Origin of the sequence: Ohtaekwangia koreensis (genome assembly GCF_900167975.1) — a bacterium.
Taxonomy (GTDB): Bacteria; Bacteroidota; Bacteroidia; order Cytophagales; family Cyclobacteriaceae; genus Ohtaekwangia; species Ohtaekwangia koreensis.
The window spans coordinates 2,996,396-3,016,195 of record NZ_FUZU01000001.1; the positions used below are offsets into that span (position 1 = coordinate 2,996,396).

Consider the following 19,800-nt stretch of genomic DNA (forward strand, 5'->3'; position numbering starts at 1 on the left):
TGATATTTTTTTGTAAACAAGCCTGATCAATATATATCATGTCAATGTCCTGATGATTTTGCAGGGATTACCAGCTGCGAAAACATCCGCTGGAATGTCTTTTGTGATTACGCTGCCGGCACCGATCACGGCACGGTCTCCTATAGTAACTCCGGGACATATAATTGCACTTCCTCCAACCCATACGTCTTCGCCTATGGTAATAGGTTTAGCATACTCCAGGCCAGAGGCGCGTTCCCGATACTCTATAGGATGTGTAGCAGTATATATTTGGACGCTTGGACCAAAAAGTGTGCGGCTCCCGATTTTTACAAACGTCACATCCAGCACCACACAGTTGAAATTGAAAAATACTTTTTCACCGATCACCATGTTGTATCCATAATCACAGTAAAAGGGAGGCTGCAACCATAATCCCTGTGCAGCATTCGGAATCAATTGCCTTAAGATTTCGGATCGAACTTCAGGCTGATCTTCTGCCGTCTCATTCAATTGTTTTAGCAACAAGCGGGCGCGAGTTCTTTCATCAGTGAGTTGCCTGTCAAGAGCGTCATACAACTCTCCGTCAAGCATTTTTTGCTTTTCTGTTTTCATATATGGGATTTTACATATCCCTATAAATAACGTTCCAGCCCCATAACCTCAGCTTTGCCCAAAGGAAATCAGAATGACTACAGCTCTGCGTCATTCTAATTTTATTAGTATTTTTAAAGAGTAGCTTTTCTTTGTCAGCAAAACATCCTCCCTATGAAATGCCAAGTATATTTTATAGTTGCTGTTCTGTTGCTTGTACTACCCACGCATAGTGAAGCACAAGACGGAAAAATCTTAAGCAAAGAACCTCTTGTTCTTCCCGATAGTGTAGTAAAGCGCATCACCATGTTTGATCCTGTGTTCAGTGCGTCTCTGAAAACTATAAATCTCTATAAGATTCACGTATCTGTCTGACGGACTTAAGGTAATTGGATTCATGGCAGAGCCTAAGCAAAAAGGTATATATCGTGTATTATTTCCAATCGTGATGGCCGGTGAAACTTCGGTATATGGAAGCCTTTCACTGTTGCATATTATCTTGGCAGGATGGCAACGTGGGCTATGTGGCGGTGGCCAGTCAATATAGGGGGCGTGTTGATGGGGGAGAAGGCAAAGAAGAATATGGAGCGGGATACCAAACCCCTTCCCAACCGGGCGCTTCATTGGCCGCGCTATTTGCTATAGCATGGTTAATCGTAACCTATATCTATATATCGATATCGTGTTATTTGGCTGAGAGCGCTGGGCCATGGTCGTAGCTAAGTACACGGTGCATCTTCCATTCGTTGTCTTTGAATCGCCAGATATGTGTGAAGCGGGCTCTGCCATCAAGTCGGTCTGCTTTACCTTTTTCGAGAATATAAAACACATGCTCGCCTGAAAGTATAGCTCCGTAGTTATTCATGGCAAAAACTTTTGCGCTTCCTTTTACAGGTTCTCTTCTCAGGCGAAAGTTGCTATTGCCGCACATACCTTTCTGCGTTACTGCCATAAGCGTTGCTCGTGTTGTAGTCAGACCACCTTTATCATGATAGAACTCCACGTCATCGGTGAAGAACGTGGCCATCTTGTCTACATCACAGGCATTGTAGGCTTGCCAAAAAAGACTGTCCAGATGAAGGATTGTTTCGGTGAGTACCTTTATGTCCGTTGGCTGCTCATTCGACTGAGCGTTTGTTATCAGGCCTCCCAATAATAAAGACATTGTCATGGCCATAGATCTGGACCGTGCAAAAGTATATTTCATAGTACCAAGGTGTTTTACTTTTACGTTTCCACTTTAATGCCAGAAACAAAATCTGTGAATCACTGGCGTAAGCGCCTTCCTCACTATATAAATGTCCAGTTATGACCAGAGGTATAGTTCAGAAATGAACAACACACCAGCCTTCTTAACTAATAAGCAGAAGCCGATTGGTTGCCAAATAAACTATAATAATTTTTTTTAGTTACCGATGAAATGTAGAGTAACAGTATCCGGATCGTTGGTTTTGATAACTCCAAAGATTATTTTACGAAAAATTACAATGTCCGCTAATTCAAGGAATCCCCAAAGATGAGCGCTATAGAAAGAAAACAACATATAGAGAATTTGTTAAAAGAGCTGGATGTATTCTTACATGACGACTTGCCTCCTTTGGAGGAAGATAGTAATGTTACATTGCGCGCGCCTCAGGAGATTGCAAGGCGGATTATAATTTTGACGTATCTGAACTGCGCTGCAGAAGATGATGTACTACGAAAACAGATCGTTCAGTTTCTGCAAGCAGAAGGTGTTTGGGATGCTGCTTCACAAGAGGAAAAAATGCTCTTCACAAAACCAATACTTACCGATGAAGATGTAGCGAAAATATACTGGCGATCGGAGGCCATCTGGCTTTTGATGTGGACTATCAATAAAGTTGACACACTGGATTTACCAATAGAAGAAGTAAATATACCTGCCATGTTTAGCCTTCTTCCTGCATTCATGACAAGTGCCAACAATTTCATTGACTCAGCCGCCACAAAATCCGTATCTGAAATCATTGATCAATCCGATCTCACTTTCAGACTTAACTGGGCAGCAAGAGAAGCCCACCTGAATGGCTCGCAGGACTTTAAGTTTAATCGGGGTATTCTGTATGAAAGATATCATGCTATCAACTGGGTTACACGCATGAAAAATGAGTGGGATTGAATATATATACTTGCTCCGAAAAACTCTTTAAATAGCACTGATCGTATTAACTCTTCCATCAACGCAGTTAAGATTGTTGACGGATTCTCTCCGGATTTCAGTTCATTATAAATCACGACTTTGAACTGTGGTTATCTTACTTTCTGCCGCAATGAATTGGTTAAACATGAATTTGCATGGAAGACAGCGTAGTTAATATTTGGGGAAATATATATACACTTCTATAATTCGTTTCAACCTATATATAGTATTAAATGTGTTGCAACGCTTGAGCTAAGGGAATTAAGCACTTTTTACATACTACTACCCGGGTAAGATTCAATCTTGTTTTATATAAATATGCAATGTTGAGCAAGTTAACTTTGTATTATTATTTAGTGGTATATTTAGTTGTTGTCGTAAGCTTTTAGATCTCGTATTGCTGTTCGCCCTTCTTTACCCTGGCGAATGTTATTGGTACTGTGGTACGAATGTCTTTATTGGCTGAATCGTTTTTGGTACTCGGAATTTGATAACCCCCTCTTCAACCATGAGTAAATCATTTGGTATTGGACAAATATTGTCTTTTACATTACTGACTTTATCTCTCTTCCCTTTATCTGAGGCTGTTGCCCAATGCGTAGGTCTTCCCAGTGTATCGTCTTTGGGAAGTAATAAATTTCCTGTTGGTCTATGCGCTCCTGTAAATGCCAACGTAACATACAATGTTACATTTACCTCACCGGTACCTGCCGGTACACTTGAGCTCGTCTACAATTGGAATGACGGAAGTGCATTAGAAGTGATTCCGCTTGCAGCGGGCACCACAACCTATAGCGCATCCCGGATTCATAATTTTCCTGCAGAAAGTGATTGTGAATATGTAGTCACCATGACGATCCGGTATAATGGAGTTTTGTGTACCACTACAAGACAGATACAAAAAATTGCTTCATGGAGGGTAGACAAATATAACGGTGGCGAAATTGGACTCGTCTCTCCGGGAACGGGTTTGGTTGAACATCTTGTTTGTGAAGGCGAAGATGTCAACGTTACTTTCAAGGATGAGACTAAATGGAATTGCAATGCACAATATATTCAGCAACCTCCCAATCCGATTGAATCTCCCAATATTGAAAATCGTTGGCAGCAAATAGTATATAATACCAGCATTACCGGCAGTAAGATTCCGAATATACAGGTGAATGGTGTTCCTGTAACGGGTGCCATTGGTAATAATATTCTCACCAATTATCAAGACCCACGGGGTATACTATATATTGCAAGTCCGGTTTTTGTAGAAGATGCCAGAAGGAGACCTTCACTTCAGATAACAGCAACCGGTGGGTTTGGATCAGGTTTTCCGAAGGCCGGTGATGCGTTTGCAATCACGCTTCGGTATTGGAATTTTTGTAACCCCTATGATGATCCTAATATTCCCGGACCTCCAGCCGATTTAGTAAATGGAGATAACGCTCCCATAGAGAGAGTAACTACTATAAAGATTGTTGCACCGCCACAAGCTCCGATCGTTACCAATCAAACCGTCTGCAACGGCACAACGCCTTCTGCTTTCGCAGTAACCGGTGTTCCAACCGCCAACATTGTAAGATGGTATGAAAATATACCGGGGCCGGATCGCCCTGGTAACCTCATCGCCACCAGTAAGACACTAGCCATAACGTTGCACCCCGATTGGAGAAATAACGCTACGGCTGGAGCTTATAAAGTATGGGTCAGTCACCAGGCAACAACAACAGGTGCTACCAATTGTGAGAGTCCAAAAAGTTTAGAAGTAAGATCAATACGCGAGAGTCCATTAGTGCCAGATCCGGTGACTCCGATTCCCGCTGAGATTTGCAACAACAGTTCCTTAACGGTTAACCTTCCCGGTCCGGTAACAGAAGCTATAGGTGGGAATACATCTTATAGCTGGACAGGTTCGAGTGGCGTTACACTAGCCTCGAGTACAGCGTCCTCAGCAACGTTCTCTGTTAACATTGCAAGCTTTGGAACAGCGCTATATGTAGATCGCACCATAACAGTGAACAGACAGTTTACATCTACGCCAACTTGTTCGAAGTCAAGAGTATTTACAATACGCATCAATAGACCCGCAGTGGGAGGGACACTGTCCGCATCAGGCGATGTATGTGAGTCCATCGCTGTTGAGCCCATCACCGTGTCAGGCTATACCGGCGAAATTGTACGCTGGGAAATAAAAAAAGATGGAAATGCTTATGAGCGATATACCGGTGCTGCTTCTGGTGCGTCAATTTCACCCGGATTTTTATCGCCCGGAAAATATTCATTCAGAGCTGTCTTGAAAAACGGTGCATGTAATGAAGTATATAGTAATGAAGAAAACGTTGAAGTATTTGTGCAGCCTGCTGCAGCGTATGCAGGCGATGATCAGTTCATCTGTACTTCGTTGAGTTCGGCAGCGTTGAATGCAAGTGATGCTTCTCCCGGAATGGGCACCTGGTCCTATGTATCCAGTATACCTGCCGGACTTCCTGCCCCTATATTTTCCACCCACAAGAATGATCCCAATACATCGCTGTCTGTCCTTGCAGAAAATGCAGGCGCTTATAAAATGCGTTGGACCGTTTTAAATGGTTTATGTACAAGCTTCGATGATGTCGTAATTGATTTTGGAACAAATCCATCTGATCCTGTAGCAGGAATTGATAAATCGGTTTGTGGTATTGCAACAGCACTGGAAGGAAACGCTCCTGAAAAAGGATTAGGACATTGGTCGATTGTCAGTGGTCCTAACGGCTGCACCGGAGACGCATGTCCGGCAACCATTCTCTCGCCAACGTCTCCTGCATCTTCTGTTGAATTAAAAGGTATACCTATATATGGAAGCTATACTTTTCGGTGGTCGATCAGCAGTGGTGGTAACAATTGCTTTGTAAAGACAGACGATGTGGTAGTCCGCTTTGATGAGCCTGCCAAAGTATCAGCTTCGGACATTCTGGATATATGTCTTGATGCCAGTAATTTAAACACTATAAAATTAACGGGTACAGCGGAAGGTTCATTTGTAAATGTTGCCTGGCAAAATATATCGGGTAATGGGACTGTTACCACCAGCACGGTTTCCGGTTCAGGAACCTATACCGTAGAGGCTGATTATATACCTTCCTTAGCGGATTATGACGCAGGGCTGCCTATTCAAATGAAGCTTATAGCCCAACCAAGTGCAGCAAGTTCTTGTGTTCCGGTGGAAAAAATCATAAGTATCATAATTGATCGTAAGCCTGTAGCGAATGCAGGTGCAAATATACCTTATGTTTGTGATGATGCTGTGAAGCTGAATGCAGACATACCGCTGCATGGTGCCAGTGGTAAATGGACAACCACGCAGGCCGGTGTTACTTTTGATAATTACCTTGATCCGAAAACCACGATCCGGAATTTGCCTGCTGCTCCCGGTAATACGATTGCTACATGGACTTTAACCAGTGCCAGTGGAAAATGCATTTCAGAACCATCTTCGGTTACACTCACGCGTGTATTAACTCCGCCTGTAACAAATCTGGATGTAACAGCGTGTGAAATAAGCAGTGCCGCTACCAGTGTGATTCTTGCAGGCTATGAAAATAGCATGACTTCGCTTAGTGCCACAGATCGCGAAATAACCTGGTATAAAAATGCAGCGCCACCGGCAGGCACGCTGATAGCGAATCCGGCGGAAGCACAGACCGGTGTGACGGATGGACAAGTATATATAGCGCGCATCCGTGATGTGCATACAACCTGCACGAGCGATGCACGCCTGACGGTATCGGTTCGTTTGCTGCCAAAGGTTATGAATGGTCTTGTAACATTATGCGAAGATACACCCGGTGGAAATATAGCTTCAGGAATAGATCTGACCCAGGCAACCTATACAGCAGCCATTACACAAGAGACAAATGTAGATATAGTCTGGTATAATACTGCGGCAGATGCCATGAACAATGTTGCCCCCATTACACAATCTTTCCCGGTAAACTATAGCAAAGAAGTTTTTGCGCGTGTTACCTATCGCGATACACCCTTTTGCTTTGCTATAGCTAAGCTTACCATCTTGGTGAGCTCGCGCCCTACGATAACAACCATCGTTGGACGTGAATCAGTTTGTCAGGGAAGTCAAATAAATAATCCAGGAGCCCTGCCTGTAGAGATATACCAGGTTACACCAATCCCGGGTGCTAAATACTATTGGGAAGTTCCCAATGACCCGGCTACACAATTTAAAGTCTTCGGTGGTGGTAATGAAAGCGATTTTTACCTGCTGCTTCAATTTCCCAATATATATACGGGAAAGATAAAGGTACGAGCAGAGCTGAATGGTTGCAGTGGACAAGTGATCGAGAAAGAAATCTCGGTTTCTCCCGCACCGATCAGACCCGTTATAAAGGGAAGCACTATTGTGTGTGAAAATAGCAGCAGTATCGCCTATAGCGTAACGCCTAACAATTATCCCGCATCAACCTATAATTGGGAAATTCGCAAAGTATCTGACAATTCTATAGGAGGCGCTGACATTATAGAGGGACAATCTACAGGCAATATCCTGACAAGCTTTCAAAAAGAAAGTGTTATTATTTCTGTTCGTGAGAATAATGCCATATGTGCAAGCCCTATAGCAACCAAAGTAGTAACCGTGGCCACTCCGCCCAAAGCAAGCCTGAGTATAGAAAAAAATATCAGCTGCTTTCTTGAGAAAGATGGTGCTGTCCGCACGACTGTTACAGGCGGTACTATTCCGTATGTAGAGTATAAACTCTTGCAAACCGGTGAAGTCGATGCAAACAATGATGGCCTCTTTGAAAACCTTCAGCAAGGCAGCTATAGTGTGCGTGTAAAAGATTCAAATGGCTGTGAGGCCACTTCGAATGTACAAGTGCTGAATCAGCCCACACAAGTCCTCATCACGACTGTAAAAGTGCTCACCGATGCAAATGGATATAACCTGAGCTGCAGAGATGCCAGCGATGGAGCTATCGATGTCTCGTTTTCCGGAGGAAAGGACACTGGGATATATACAGTCACTGCAGTAAGAAACGGTGATGTAAACCCCATTCAGTTACAGGGGAAAAACAACGTAACCTTTACAGGTCTTTTGTCTGGAACATATACTATCGTGGTGAAAGATGAAAATGGCTGTTCCTCACAGCCATCGGTGGCATTCATAATAAACCCTCCATTATTTTACGGAGGTCTTATCGGAGTAAATCAAAGTATTTGCTCGGGTGTAGCTCCCGCCAGGATAGAAGAGCTTTCGCCCGCATCGGGTGGTGTAGGAAACTATACCTACGAATGGCAGGAATCATCCTCCGGTAATGTAAACGATGATGCAGCATGGACAACGATTGCCGGCGCAACCGGAGCTACCTATAATCCCCCGATGCTAACCACCACGCGTCCTCAAGGCGAGCAACGCTTTTATAGAAGATTGGTACGCAGCATTTCTTTGTTGCACGGTACTCCGAAGTCTTGTGAAATAAAAGGTAAAGGTGAAAAGATCACCATAACGATTAACCCTATACCTCAAGTACTGTTTAGTGCGAATGCTAATCCGGTCTGCTATGGAGAACCGTTATCTCTTATGCTTGACCTCACAGTAGGTACAGCGCCTATTGAATATAGTTATACTACATCTTCCGGAATAACTTCTAGCGGACAAGGAGGAAAGAATACAATCATCACGATAGCTGAGTTTAAAAAGGCAGATACGTTTACACTACTGCAGGTTAAAGACGCAAATGGTTGCGCGGTACAAGCGTTGCCTCAGCCTCTTGCTATAGGTGTAGTTAATTTAAGTTCTGATTTTAGTATAGTAGGATCGCCTGCGCAATGCAATGGAAATGAATTCACTTTTAGCTGGAATGTTGAGAGCGGAATAGATTACCGATGGGAGTGGGCAGATGGAACTGTTAATGAATTCAAGGCTGGGGCGCTTACATCAGGTACACAACAAATTAAACACCGGTTCCCGGTTGGATCAAATCAGGAGTCCACTATATATCCGGTGAAGTTGTTTGCCAAGAGCCCTACATGCCCGCAGAAATATAGCAGTCATCCGGTAACGGTATATCCCGGTATAGCGATGAACATTATAGCGGACGATGCAGCGATATGCAATGGTGAAACCGTCACGTTCCGGGATTACTCTTCCGGTATTGACCAGGGTAAATGGTACTATCATGAACCCGGTTCTTCACAACGGCTGGACGAAAAGCCTGGCGGACAACAGGTCGTTACCTTCACATTGAATAATACTACGCTTAATAATCCTATACTATACGAAGTGGTATATGAGGCCTCCAATAATGAAGGATGTAATGCAGAGTATAAAAAGCAAGTATCCGTTTACAGGGGAAGTATAGCCGATTTTAAAATCGGACCGATCACGCAATTGAAGGGCGATGTTTCCGGAGTGACCTTCACCAACACGAGCCCGGTGATTGAGCGTGTGAACTTTGAATACACCTGGAATTTCGGAACACACGGTACACTCGTCAGTGATAATGGGATTTTATATGACGTTCACTATTTTTCACCAGGTGAAAAGGATGTTACCCTGAATGTCATCAACATAAAAGCACGGGCAGCAGGAGAAAATTGCAATTCTGGAGTCACCAAGAAAATCACCATTCCGACCTATGCACTCGATGCCACATTTAATGTGTCACGGACGGCTTCGTGTCTGCCGGCAGATATAGAGGTAGAAAATAATTCGACCGGTGCGGATACCTTTTTGTGGAAGGTATATAACGCCGAAAAACTGGTTACTACTTCTAATTTACGCACGCCTGTATTCAAGATTACGGATCCCGGTATATATGATGTATACCTTACGGCAAGCTATGCTGCTACAGGACAGAGTGATGAAGCCTCCTACAAAGGTATTAAAGTATTGGATGTACCATTGGCAGCATTTGCAGTACGTTCAGATATTATATACGTTCCTGACACGGAACTGGAGGTAACAAATTTCTCAACGGGTGCGAATTTATATGAATGGAACTTTGGTGATGGTGGTACTTCGACTGAATTCGAGCCAGACTACACGTATCAGTCAGAAGGAAAATATACGATAACCCTGCTGGCAGGTATAGATCACGGTAATCAGGATATCGATGGTGACGGCATAACGGATGGTGTACTGGTCTGTTATGATTCCGCCCAACAGGAAGTTGCTACATTAAACGGCGGTTCAATTCAAATTCCGAATGCATTTACACCGAGCGCTGCAGGTCCATCAGGAGGTCGTGAACGAAGCGGCGGCTTTAACGATGTGTTCAGACCAAAAGTAAAAGGTGTCACCGAGTATACGATGCAGATCTTCAATCGCTGGGGCACCCTGGTGTTTGAAAGCCGCGACCCTGAGATTGGTTGGGATGGTTATGATCGAAACGGCAAATTCATGATCGCCGGAGTATATGTCTATAAGATTGTGTTGACGCAATCCAATGGACAGCGAATTACACGCATCGGAGATGTTACCCTTATCCGTTAACTAAAAATTCTATTTACGAACTAGTATATGAAGACTATATTTCTAAAAGTAATATTTATTTTCATCACCGCTGCTGGCGCAGCGCAGGATCCGCAGTTCTCGCAATACTATCAGGCACCGCTATTTTTAAATCCTGGGTTTACCGGTATAACACCGCGGCAACGTATCGTGGTGAATCATCGCATTCAATGGCCAAGTCTCCCTCAGGCTTTTTCCACGTATGCGGCCTCGTACGATATCTTTATAAATGAGATCCGAAGTGGTATAGGCTTTTTTGTGATGTCCGATAAAATGGGATCAGCCAACTGGAGAAGTACAACGGCGAGTCTGTTATACTCCTATAAAGTTAAGTTAAATGAGAAGATCGTTTTTTCACCCGGCATCTCTTTCGGCTATGGAACCAATGGCCTTGATCGTACAAAACTCAGAATGGCAGACGATCTCGAATATAATGGAACCTCACTCGACCCTGAGTTGAATAGATTGGGAAAACCGAACTATATGGATTTTAGCTCAGGTTTTTTATTGTACTCCAAGAACCTCTGGCTCGGTGCGTCTTTTATGCACATGAACAGACCTAATCTCTCTGTGTTGGGAGAAGAGAGTCGCCTTGATATGAAGACCGCTATACATGCCGGCATGAAACTTGAAATTAACCGTGGCCCTCGTGCAGGCCGGCCTATATATTTAACACCATCCTTTATTTACAGGATGCAAGGGGCTTCGTTTTCCCAACTTGACTTAGGGGCTAACTTTCATGCCGATCCGGTGTCGGTAGGTATATGGTATAGGGGGAAACCTTTTGTTAAAAATGTTGCCAATGACATAGAGCAGGATGCGCTAATCTTGTTTGCGGGACTATATCTGAAGAATCTTACGGTGGGCTATAGTTACGATTTTACCATCTCGGCGCTTGAGACTGCTTCCGGAGGGGCACACGAGCTTTCGCTTACCTATGAGCTTGCTTCAAAAAACAAGGATAAAAATCGTAAGAAATATAAACTTATACCTTGCCCGGCATTTTATAGTAAACCGGATTTTTGGTAGCGGTTAGTAAGATTGTCTGGTAAAATCTTATTTTTGGTAATAAGTTTTTTTCGAAAATATACCGAAGCCAAATGATCATGAAGAACTAACCTATATAGCATGGCGGAACAAAAGACAAAACCTACCACGCAATCTGTTGAGATTTTCCTGGACAATGTTGCTGATGCAAAGATCCGCGAAGATTGTATTGCACTGGTGAAACTCATGAAGAAAGTAACGGGTTCCCAACCGAAGATGTGGGGATCTGCTATCATAGGCTTTGGTCAGTATCATTATAAGTACGAGAGTGGTCATGAAGGTGATTCATGCCTGACTGGATTTTCTCCGCGCAAGCAGAATATTACCCTATATGTAATGCCAGGGTTCACCGAACATCCTGAGCTGCTTGAAAAATTAGGAAAGTATAAGGCAGGAAAGGGTTGCCTGTATATCAAAAAGCTGGCGGACATAGAAGTCAGCGTCCTTGAAAAACTGGTCCGTCATTCCGTTGATTCTCTGAAGAAAAAATACCCTGACAATTAATGCGCCTTTTTTAGCTTCATGGTTTCGAACAAAGGGAACGATCATTCAAAATGATTTATAAGATTTACGTTCTATCCTATAAAATTCCATCGTGACCTCTTACTTTTGAAGCTTGCTTGCCGGCCAGGCAACCTAGATTTTGAATTGTATAGAGATGACGAACACCACCGAACAAGAAGAACGCGAATACCTTGAAGAAATTAAAGAGAAGCTTCAGTTGGCTTTGAGGCGCGTAGATGATGCTGTAAAGCAATTTTCCACAGAACTCAGACAGAACAAACAATATATTTATGAAAACCAGTCAGGCATGGATGATGCCGACATGGTGGCTGCCGGTCAGTCTATTAACCGTATGGCATTTACCGGTGAATCAGCTGTGGCCCGTAAGCGGAAATTATTCAAGTTGAAAGATTCACCTTATTTCGGTCGCATTGATTTCGTAACAGGCGATGAGAAGACACAGGTATATATCGGCATTTATACCTTCTCGGACGAAACGCAGCGAGCGAACTTCATTTACGATTGGCGTGCGCCCATCTCATCTATGTTCTACGATTTTGAACTCGGTGAAGCCTGGTATCAGACACCTTCCGGAAAAATTAGCGGTGAGGTGATTTTGAAACGTCAGTATAAAATCCGCGAGGGTAGGATGGAGTTCATGATCGAAAACGCGGTGAACATCCACGATGAAGTTTTGCAGAAAGAGCTAAGCAAGTCTTCTGACGACAAGATGAAGAATATTGTCGCCACCATTCAACGCGATCAAAATGCTGTTATCCGAAATGAAACTTCTCCGGTGATGATCATTCAGGGAGTGGCGGGATCCGGAAAGACATCCATCGCCTTGCACCGTATTGCCTTTTTGCTATATAGATTCCGAGAGACGATTGCTTCAAAAGATATTCTCATCCTTTCCCCAAACAAAGTTTTTGCTGACTATATATCGAACGTCTTGCCCGAGCTGGGAGAAGAGCATATACCGGAGATGGGAATGGAGGAGCTCGCCATGGACCTGCTGGAAGGCAAATATACTTTTCAGACTTTCTTTCAACAGGTTTCTGTTTTACTCGAGCAACACGATGCTGCCTTTATTGAACGAATAAAATTCAAATCGTCATTTGAATTCTTGAGCCTGCTGAACCGGTATATGATTCACGTTGAGAATAATTACTTTGCTCCGGCTGCAGATGAAATTCGTGTGGCAGGCATTGTAGTGCCATGGCCGTTTATTGTTGAGCGATTAAAGGCCTATCACCGTATACCTATATTAAAGCGCTTCCCGGAAGTTGTAAAAGATGTTTTGCAGCATGTGCGGAGTACCACCAATAGAAAATTAACGGGTCGCGAAAAAGCGCAGATCTGGGAGACTATACCACACATGTTCAAGCTTGGAAATGTTTTTGATCTGTATAAAGATTTTTATGAATGGATGGGTAAGAAGGAATTGTTCAGAATGGGTTCCGGTGGTATACTGGAATATGCTGACGTCTTTCCGCTCATCTATTGCAAGATTCGCCTGGAAGGCATCAAGACCTATGATGATGTGAAACACTTGCTTATTGACGAGATGCAGGACTATACACCTGTGCAATACGCGGTGGTATCACGTTTATTTCATTGCAAGAAAACTATATTAGGCGATGTAAGTCAAACGGTAAATCCGTACAGTGCTTCTTCTGCTGAAGTGATCCAGGAGGTATTTCCACAAGGCGATACTGTAAAGCTTTTCAGGAGCTATAGATCCACCTTCGAGATTACGGCATTTGCCCAGAACATCTCCCGAAATCCAAACCTGGTGGCGATGGAACGCCATGGAGAGCACCCCGTTGTGCAAGGGTTCAACAGCAATGCCGAGGAAGCAGATGCTATCAAAAAACTAGTCGAAAGATATAGAGCGTCAGGGTATCAGTCTCTGGGTATTATTTGCAAAACATTGGAGCAGGCAGAATCGCTATATGCTGAATTGAAATCGCCCGGCATCAATCTTCTCACACCGGAGAGTACTTCATTTACCAATGGCATCATTATCACAACAGCTCATCTTGCCAAAGGACTGGAGTTCGATGAAGTAATCATTCCGTTCGCATCCGCACGTAACTACCACACCGATGTGGACAGGAGCATGCTATATATAGCGTGCACCAGAGCGATGCACTTACTCACGTTGACGTATTCCAGGGAGCGGACGAAGTTTATTCCGGATTAGGACATCACACCGTTCTTAGAATAAAATTATTAAAAATTGACTTTTAGGTAGTACTACACAAATGCATGTATAATAAAGGAGGGCGGTTCAATGACCGCCCTCCTTTTATTATTAATATACTTTAAGAAGCTATAGTGTATCGGACTACTGATTTAGCGCCGGGTTATTAAGGACTTCAGCTTGTGGTATAGGGAATGTTAATTCATCTGAGTCGTAGGTAAATGATTCGCCTGGGAAAAACAGGTGATTACTTCCTCTTGTAACTGTTGCTTTGTTACGTTTCAGTGCGAGATATACCTTTCCTTCACCCCATAATTCAATTCGGGTTTGAAGGTATATTTCATCTTGTAACGCCTGACCGCCCAACGCGTCCACATAGCTATAGTCTTCAATTCTTTCCTCCAGCAGTTCCTTTAACCGATCGCTGGCAGGTGCATCCTGGCCTAATTTTGCATACGCTTCAGCGTTTAAGAGATAAAATTCTTCCATGCGCATATACACATAGTCATCAATGATGCTTCTTTGTCCACCAATTTCGTTTTCATCTAACTCTTTGGTTCTCTGTGACGCGAAGAATTTGTTGATAGGCCAGTATAAATCATCACCATACACGTCAACGAATTGATTCTTTCTTACATCATCATCGTGAATTAAAGAATATAGTCCATTATCAATTACCTTGGGATCGCCCGCCCATGCATAACTATAGGTAAACAAATCCATCTGGCCCCACCATGAGATAAGATCAAGATTACTAGCCAGTGTCAAATCAACTCCCCAAATCCAGCTTGGATTGGAAACGTTATTGAAGCCTGCCTGCGTATTGAGAAGTGCTCCCGTTTCCGCGTCAAATTTGCCAACAACTTCGTTCTCATTGTTCAGTCTATATCCACTGTTGGCGATGATATCTTCTGTTAGCGTTACTACATTTTGAAGATCTGCAGTTGTACCTCTTGCCGCATAAGCATATGCCAATAATCCTTTGGCTACCCACACATTGATTTGATCCTTGGATGTTCTATTGAATCCATCTAAGTATTCGATAGCTTGTGTCAGATCGCTGATGATCAAATTATATACCTCCTCGGTGGTGCTTAACGGTTGATTAGGGACCTGAGTATTAGTATATATAGGCAGGATTTTATTGGTACCATCTTCATAGCCAACGCCATAAAAATTCGCGAGGTAAAAATACGAATATGCGCGCATAGCCTTTGCCTGGCCCATGATGGATCTCTGTATAGACTCCGTTTGCGGAGCATCTGTACCTCCTAACGCATCAATAACTCCGTTTGCAGCGAAAATGATTCTATAATAATAGCGCCAAGGCTGATACGCGGCATCAAGTGTATAATCTTTTGTTGGCTGATATCTGGCTACATCAGAGTACCAGCCATAATTCAATGCACCTAACACCATGTCAGATGCAAGCATATCGCCATATATATCATAGCCTTTTTGACCAAAGTCATCATGGTTTGTTGTGCCCCCGGTTCCAGTATTATACATCGTTGAATATAGCCCGGCTATACTTCCGTTGAGCAATGATGGGTCTTTTTTAGCGGCATCAGCAATTTGCTCGGATGATAATTTCTCACTTGGTTTTTTGTCCAGGAAGTCATCACCACATCCACTTCCTAAAAAGAGGATGGCTGTACAGGTTATATAAAAACTTATTTTCATATCCTTAATTTAATAGTAAAGATTCATTTTAAAACTTAACTTTTACCCCCGCAGAAAGCGTAGAAAGAGGTGAGTATCTATAGGTATCTGAGCTTCCGGCTTCCGCCGTAGATGGATTGAATCCATCACGTTTTGACTTAATCCATAAGTTATCTCCGGATACCCAAACACTGGCACTGTTTATTTTTAATCCTGATAGAAGTTCACCTGGAATATTATATCCAAGACGGACGTTATTCAATATCAGGTAATTTGATTTAGTGAGAAAACGTGTAGAAGCAGATGCTACGTTCGTATCATAGTTATTTGAAATGCGAGGTACATCTGTAACATCGCCTTCTTTTTGCCATCTGGCAGTGATATCCTTATGCCAGTTGTTGCTTCCAACTAAATCGTTGTTCATTAATCCCGCATATGCCCCGTCATACGAATAGCCTCCAAGACTATATAACATTTGAACAGTCAACTCAAGTCCCTTAAATCCAGCAGCTAAATTAATGGCACCTCTTACCTTTGGAATAGCCGATTTGCCAACATATAGTTGCGTAGCTTGTGAGTATGTTTTGGTCGTTGATTTTAATATACTGCTTTCCTTGTCCGGATTACTATCTAAAAATGTAGTCAGCGATCCGATTTGCTCGCCTGAAGTAAATTGACCGTCAGCGTTCAAATCCTGATAATATACTGTCCATTGGCCTCGACCATCAACAGGATCTACACCGGCCCACTCACGCATATAGAAGTCAAATATAGAATGGCCTGCACCCCAGCCATAGTCCCCTTGAATATCAAGAACCTTTGGTTCGCCCGTTGACGGATCTATAGGCATTTCTGTCAATTTGTTTTTAAGGATTTCGCCATTTACCGTTAGATCGACAAAAGCATTTTTTGTTTTTAGTATATGCCCGGTCAGGTCAAACTCTAAGCCTTGGTTTCTGAGTTCTCCACCATTGACCTTAATCAACGCATACCCTATAGATGGACCAACCCTTCTGTCAAAAATCAGATCGGTAGTATTCTTGATATAGTAATCGATAGTACCAGTTAAGAAATTACCAACAGAAAACTCTAATCCTGTTTGAAACATCTTTGATGTTTCCCATGTTAAATCAGGATTTCCTTTTGTATCAAAAGAAAAAGCAGGACCATTATTCAAGTTATCAACGTTATATAAATCATAGCCAGGGTAGTAGCCTATACCTGCCTGTTCACCAATCAAACCATAACTCGCTTTTAACTTCAGTGAGTTAACAATGTTTTGATTCTTCATGAAGTTTTCATTCGTAATTATCCAGCTCGCACCCACTGAACCGAAGTTACCCCACTTATCTTTTACAAATCGTGACGATCCATCTCTACGAATGCTGGCTGACAGAAAATATGTTTTATTAAAGTCATATGAAACCTGACTAAAGAAGCTTTCAAGAGAATATTCGTCTCTATAAGAATTAACTGGATTTGAGACGACAGCATTGCTAAAATCTTCTAAATTAGGATCTACCAGGTTGAAAGCAGAAACCTGCATGTAGTCGGTTGTCCAATCCGTTGACTCGTGCGCAGCAATGACTTCTAAGCTATGATCTCCAAATGCTTTATTATACCGTATCAAGTTTAACAGGTTATAGGAAAACATTTCAGTTCTTTCATTATATATATAGCCATTTTGTGTTGCCGCAGAACCATAGTACTTATTATTTCGGATTACATATTTATTGTTGTAATACTGAAGTCCTAGGCGGTTTTCAAATGTTAATCCATCAACAATATTGAAATTTAAGGATGCAGCTCCGTTCAATTCATTCCGATCATCGCGATGCGTGTCATACGTTGCATCAGCAATAGCATTTGTTAACGACCCAAATTTTCTTCCGGCTTGTCCATAATCGTATCGGGAACCTCCAAAGATTGGATCCGCTATATTCTTGCCTTCAGCATCCTTCATATATAGGGGATAAATAGAAGGAATGTTATCTACAAACCAGAAGATGCTTCCTGAGTCTTCACTCTGACCGCCTCGGTTTGTTTTGGTTTTCGCGTATCCAAAATTTATGGAAGTACTCAACCATTTTTTTACTTCATGGCTTAAGTTTAAGCGACCCGAGAAGCGTTGAAAATCGGAGTTGATAGAATAACCAACATCATCTAAATATCCCAAGGATGAATAGTAGTGAGTCTTCTCGTTTGAACCACCGAATTTAACATTCACTTCGTTACGTGATGATGACTGAAACGCATTATCTTCCCAGCTTTCAGGATTATACTTTCTTGTAATTCCCGGTCTTACGGATCTGGTGGCCGGATCAATGAGTTCTTCACCATTGGCTGCATTCCAGAGATTATAACGCGGATCAATACCGGCATCTGAGAATAGTCTGTCATTCGCGTACGTCTCAGGATTTGCCTCTCCCGAAGCAACGCCTTGATTATATAAAGCCTCCCAGCTAAGACCTATATATTGTTCAGGAGATCGTATAACATCATAGCGAGGTAGTAATGAAGCGTTTGTTCCGAATTGGCCGTCAACTTCAACAAATGAATCTTTGCCTCTGCCATTTTTGGTATTGATAAGTATCACACCGTTTGCACCCCGGGCTCCATATATAGCCGTTGCCGCAGCATCTTTTAGAACTGTACTCGATTCTATATCTGCCGGATTAATAGAGTTTAAACTTCCGGTGAATGGTACTCCATCAACAACATAGAGTGGATCACGATTTCCATTAACAGATCCGAATCCACGGATTCGAACCGTAGAAGTTGTGCCTGGTTGGCCGCTGTTGTTTATAACTTGTAAACCTGCTACTTCACCAGCAAGTGCTCGTGTTATATTCGGTACATTTTTACGAGCCAGATTTTCCGCTGACACGACTTTTGCTGTGCCCGTAAAAGCTTGTTGCGTGGTAGTGGAGTATCCGATGACAACAACCTCTGATAGTTGCTCAGCATCTTGTTCCATTTGTAAACTAATGGAAGATTGACTACCGATTTCTACCTCTTGTGATTTAAGGCCAATGAAAGTAAAAGTTAATGTGGATGCTCCGGATGGCACTACTAAACTGTAATTGCCATTAGCATCTGTTACCGTTCCCAGTGTTGTACCTTTTACAACAACATTTACTCCCGGTAGTCCCTCTCCATCTTCAACGGAGGTGACCTTACCAGAAATAGTTCGCTCTTGTGCTAACAATTCGCTACATGCAATTGAAAACACTACTGTTAAGATTCCAAGTAGAATTCTCTTCATACTGTTTTTTTGGTTTATGAAAATTAAATTGTGATCACCCCGGACTATTGGAGGATAACGACCGAAAAAAGGCGACCAAGCGCAAGATTAGGTATTTATTATGTAACTCAACATGTAACCCAATATAGGGTAGCTATTTAAGCGTATATCTATCTATCTATCTATCTATCTATCTATCTATGTATATATAGATGCATTGTCTAGGCATGCCGTTGTGTGATTAAGTCCTTTCATTTGAAAAGTTAGAATTGTTGAATAGTGGATTTTTTTCCGTGAGACAATTGCGCTAGAGCAATATATACCGGTGGGTTCATCTGTTGTGACTTATTTTATCATTATCCTAACGAGCTTGATTAAATAAGCTTCTGTGTCTTCATTATAAAATTCTTGAGGTAGGTAGCACGGTTTAGTTACTCGTAGGCACAACCTATAGCCTACACCAACAACCCCTTTTCTCTCAAAAAATTGAAAATCAATTTATCCACATGTGCTACTTTCTCTATGTCGGCATAATGAAGCCACTGGATTTCTTCAATTTCAGAATCGGCTTTTAGTATTCCTGAGTAGTTGGCACTATAGCATGTCATTTTTACGAGCGTACCATCCGAGTACCCGTGGGCGAGTGCCTCAAATATACCAACAAATTGTAGCGTATTACTTTTCAGATCTACTGTAAGCTCCTCTTTTACTTCGCGACATAGTGCCTGCTCGTCACTCTCACCCTGTTCTCTTTTTCCTCCCGGTATATAGTATTTGTCTTTACCGCGCGACCGGGTAACAAGAATGGCTTTGTCCTTTAGTTCTATCCAGGCAAGTTTGTCAATTAATCTCATTTTATGTTTTTCCAGATTTCAAATACAATTAGGAAGAGCACCAAATATAGTTTATGA

General features: G+C 42.5%; 12 protein-coding genes. 7 read left to right on the plus strand and 5 right to left on the minus strand.

The annotated features are described in order from the left end of the window. Positions 1 to 36 precede the first annotated feature (36 nt). Complete coding sequence (locus B5Y40_RS11825; protein WP_079686857.1) at positions 37 to 594, minus strand: sugar O-acetyltransferase; 558 nt, start codon at positions 592 to 594, stop codon at positions 37 to 39. A 153-nt stretch (positions 595 to 747) separates the two neighbouring features. Between B5Y40_RS11825 and B5Y40_RS11830 the strand changes: the two genes are divergently transcribed. Then, the gene (locus tag B5Y40_RS11830; RefSeq protein ID WP_079686858.1) at positions 748 to 948 is read left to right on the plus strand and encodes a hypothetical protein; all 201 of its coding nucleotides are present in this window, start codon (positions 748 to 750) and stop codon (positions 946 to 948) included. 22 nt (positions 949 to 970) lie between these two features. Next, positions 971 to 1,120, plus strand: a complete 150-nt coding sequence (locus B5Y40_RS29625) for a hypothetical protein (protein WP_159453678.1) — start codon at positions 971 to 973, stop codon at positions 1,118 to 1,120. A 138-nt stretch (positions 1,121 to 1,258) separates the two neighbouring features. Here the strand turns inward: B5Y40_RS29625 and B5Y40_RS11835 are convergent, their stop codons facing one another. Continuing rightward, positions 1,259 to 1,780 (minus strand): nuclear transport factor 2 family protein, encoded by a 522-nt coding sequence (locus B5Y40_RS11835; protein WP_079686859.1) that lies wholly within the window; start codon positions 1,778 to 1,780, stop codon positions 1,259 to 1,261. 309 nt (positions 1,781 to 2,089) lie between these two features. Here B5Y40_RS11835 and B5Y40_RS11840 point away from each other — a divergent pair, with 309 nt between their 5' ends. From B5Y40_RS11840 to B5Y40_RS11860, 5 genes are all read left to right on the plus strand, one after another. Then, entirely contained in the window at positions 2,090 to 2,713 is a 624-nt protein-coding gene (locus B5Y40_RS11840) for a DUF4272 domain-containing protein (RefSeq protein WP_079686860.1), read from the plus strand. Positions 2,714 to 3,242: 529 nt separating this feature from the next. Then, positions 3,243 to 10,208 (plus strand): T9SS type B sorting domain-containing protein, encoded by a 6,966-nt coding sequence (locus B5Y40_RS11845; RefSeq protein ID WP_079686861.1) that lies wholly within the window; start codon positions 3,243 to 3,245, stop codon positions 10,206 to 10,208. Positions 10,209 to 10,235: 27 nt separating this feature from the next. Further along, positions 10,236 to 11,255 (plus strand): PorP/SprF family type IX secretion system membrane protein, encoded by a 1,020-nt coding sequence (locus B5Y40_RS11850; protein ID WP_079686862.1) that lies wholly within the window; start codon positions 10,236 to 10,238, stop codon positions 11,253 to 11,255. Positions 11,256 to 11,354: 99 nt separating this feature from the next. After that, positions 11,355 to 11,777: a DUF1801 domain-containing protein gene (locus B5Y40_RS11855; RefSeq protein WP_079686863.1), complete on the plus strand. Its 423-nt coding sequence runs from the start codon at positions 11,355 to 11,357 to the stop codon at positions 11,775 to 11,777. Positions 11,778 to 11,931: 154 nt separating this feature from the next. Then, on the plus strand, positions 11,932 to 13,983 hold the full coding sequence (locus tag B5Y40_RS11860; RefSeq protein ID WP_079686864.1) for a HelD family protein: 2,052 nt from the start codon (positions 11,932 to 11,934) through the stop codon (positions 13,981 to 13,983). Positions 13,984 to 14,127: 144 nt separating this feature from the next. On the opposite strand, the gene B5Y40_RS11865 is transcribed toward B5Y40_RS11860, so the two are convergent. From B5Y40_RS11865 to B5Y40_RS11875, 3 genes are all read right to left on the minus strand, one after another. Beyond that, positions 14,128 to 15,666, minus strand: a complete 1,539-nt coding sequence (locus B5Y40_RS11865; protein ID WP_079686865.1) for a RagB/SusD family nutrient uptake outer membrane protein — start codon at positions 15,664 to 15,666, stop codon at positions 14,128 to 14,130. A gap of 28 nt (positions 15,667 to 15,694) precedes the next feature. Further along, positions 15,695 to 18,910 (minus strand): SusC/RagA family TonB-linked outer membrane protein, encoded by a 3,216-nt coding sequence (locus tag B5Y40_RS11870; RefSeq protein WP_079686866.1) that lies wholly within the window; start codon positions 18,908 to 18,910, stop codon positions 15,695 to 15,697. 434 nt (positions 18,911 to 19,344) lie between these two features. Then, positions 19,345 to 19,743 (minus strand): NUDIX hydrolase, encoded by a 399-nt coding sequence (locus tag B5Y40_RS11875; RefSeq protein WP_079686867.1) that lies wholly within the window; start codon positions 19,741 to 19,743, stop codon positions 19,345 to 19,347. Between the last annotated feature and the right edge of the window lie 57 nt (positions 19,744 to 19,800).

Coding starts and splice junctions, on each gene's coding strand:
- B5Y40_RS11865 (WP_079686865.1), bottom strand. CDS start 15,666: ATGAAAATAAGTTTTTATATAACCTGTACAGCCATCCTCTTTTTAGGA.
- B5Y40_RS11845 (WP_079686861.1), top strand. CDS start 3,243: ATGAGTAAATCATTTGGTATTGGACAAATATTGTCTTTTACATTACTG.
- B5Y40_RS11860 (WP_079686864.1), top strand. CDS start 11,932: ATGACGAACACCACCGAACAAGAAGAACGCGAATACCTTGAAGAAATT.
- B5Y40_RS11825 (WP_079686857.1), bottom strand. CDS start 594: ATGAAAACAGAAAAGCAAAAAATGCTTGACGGAGAGTTGTATGACGCT.
- B5Y40_RS11840 (WP_079686860.1), top strand. CDS start 2,090: ATGAGCGCTATAGAAAGAAAACAACATATAGAGAATTTGTTAAAAGAG.
- B5Y40_RS11870 (WP_079686866.1), bottom strand. CDS start 18,910: ATGAAGAGAATTCTACTTGGAATCTTAACAGTAGTGTTTTCAATTGCA.
- B5Y40_RS11830 (WP_079686858.1), top strand. CDS start 748: ATGAAATGCCAAGTATATTTTATAGTTGCTGTTCTGTTGCTTGTACTA.
- B5Y40_RS11850 (WP_079686862.1), top strand. CDS start 10,236: ATGAAGACTATATTTCTAAAAGTAATATTTATTTTCATCACCGCTGCT.
- B5Y40_RS11875 (WP_079686867.1), bottom strand. CDS start 19,743: ATGAGATTAATTGACAAACTTGCCTGGATAGAACTAAAGGACAAAGCC.
- B5Y40_RS11855 (WP_079686863.1), top strand. CDS start 11,355: ATGGCGGAACAAAAGACAAAACCTACCACGCAATCTGTTGAGATTTTC.
- B5Y40_RS29625 (WP_159453678.1), top strand. CDS start 971: ATGGCAGAGCCTAAGCAAAAAGGTATATATCGTGTATTATTTCCAATC.
- B5Y40_RS11835 (WP_079686859.1), bottom strand. CDS start 1,780: ATGAAATATACTTTTGCACGGTCCAGATCTATGGCCATGACAATGTCT.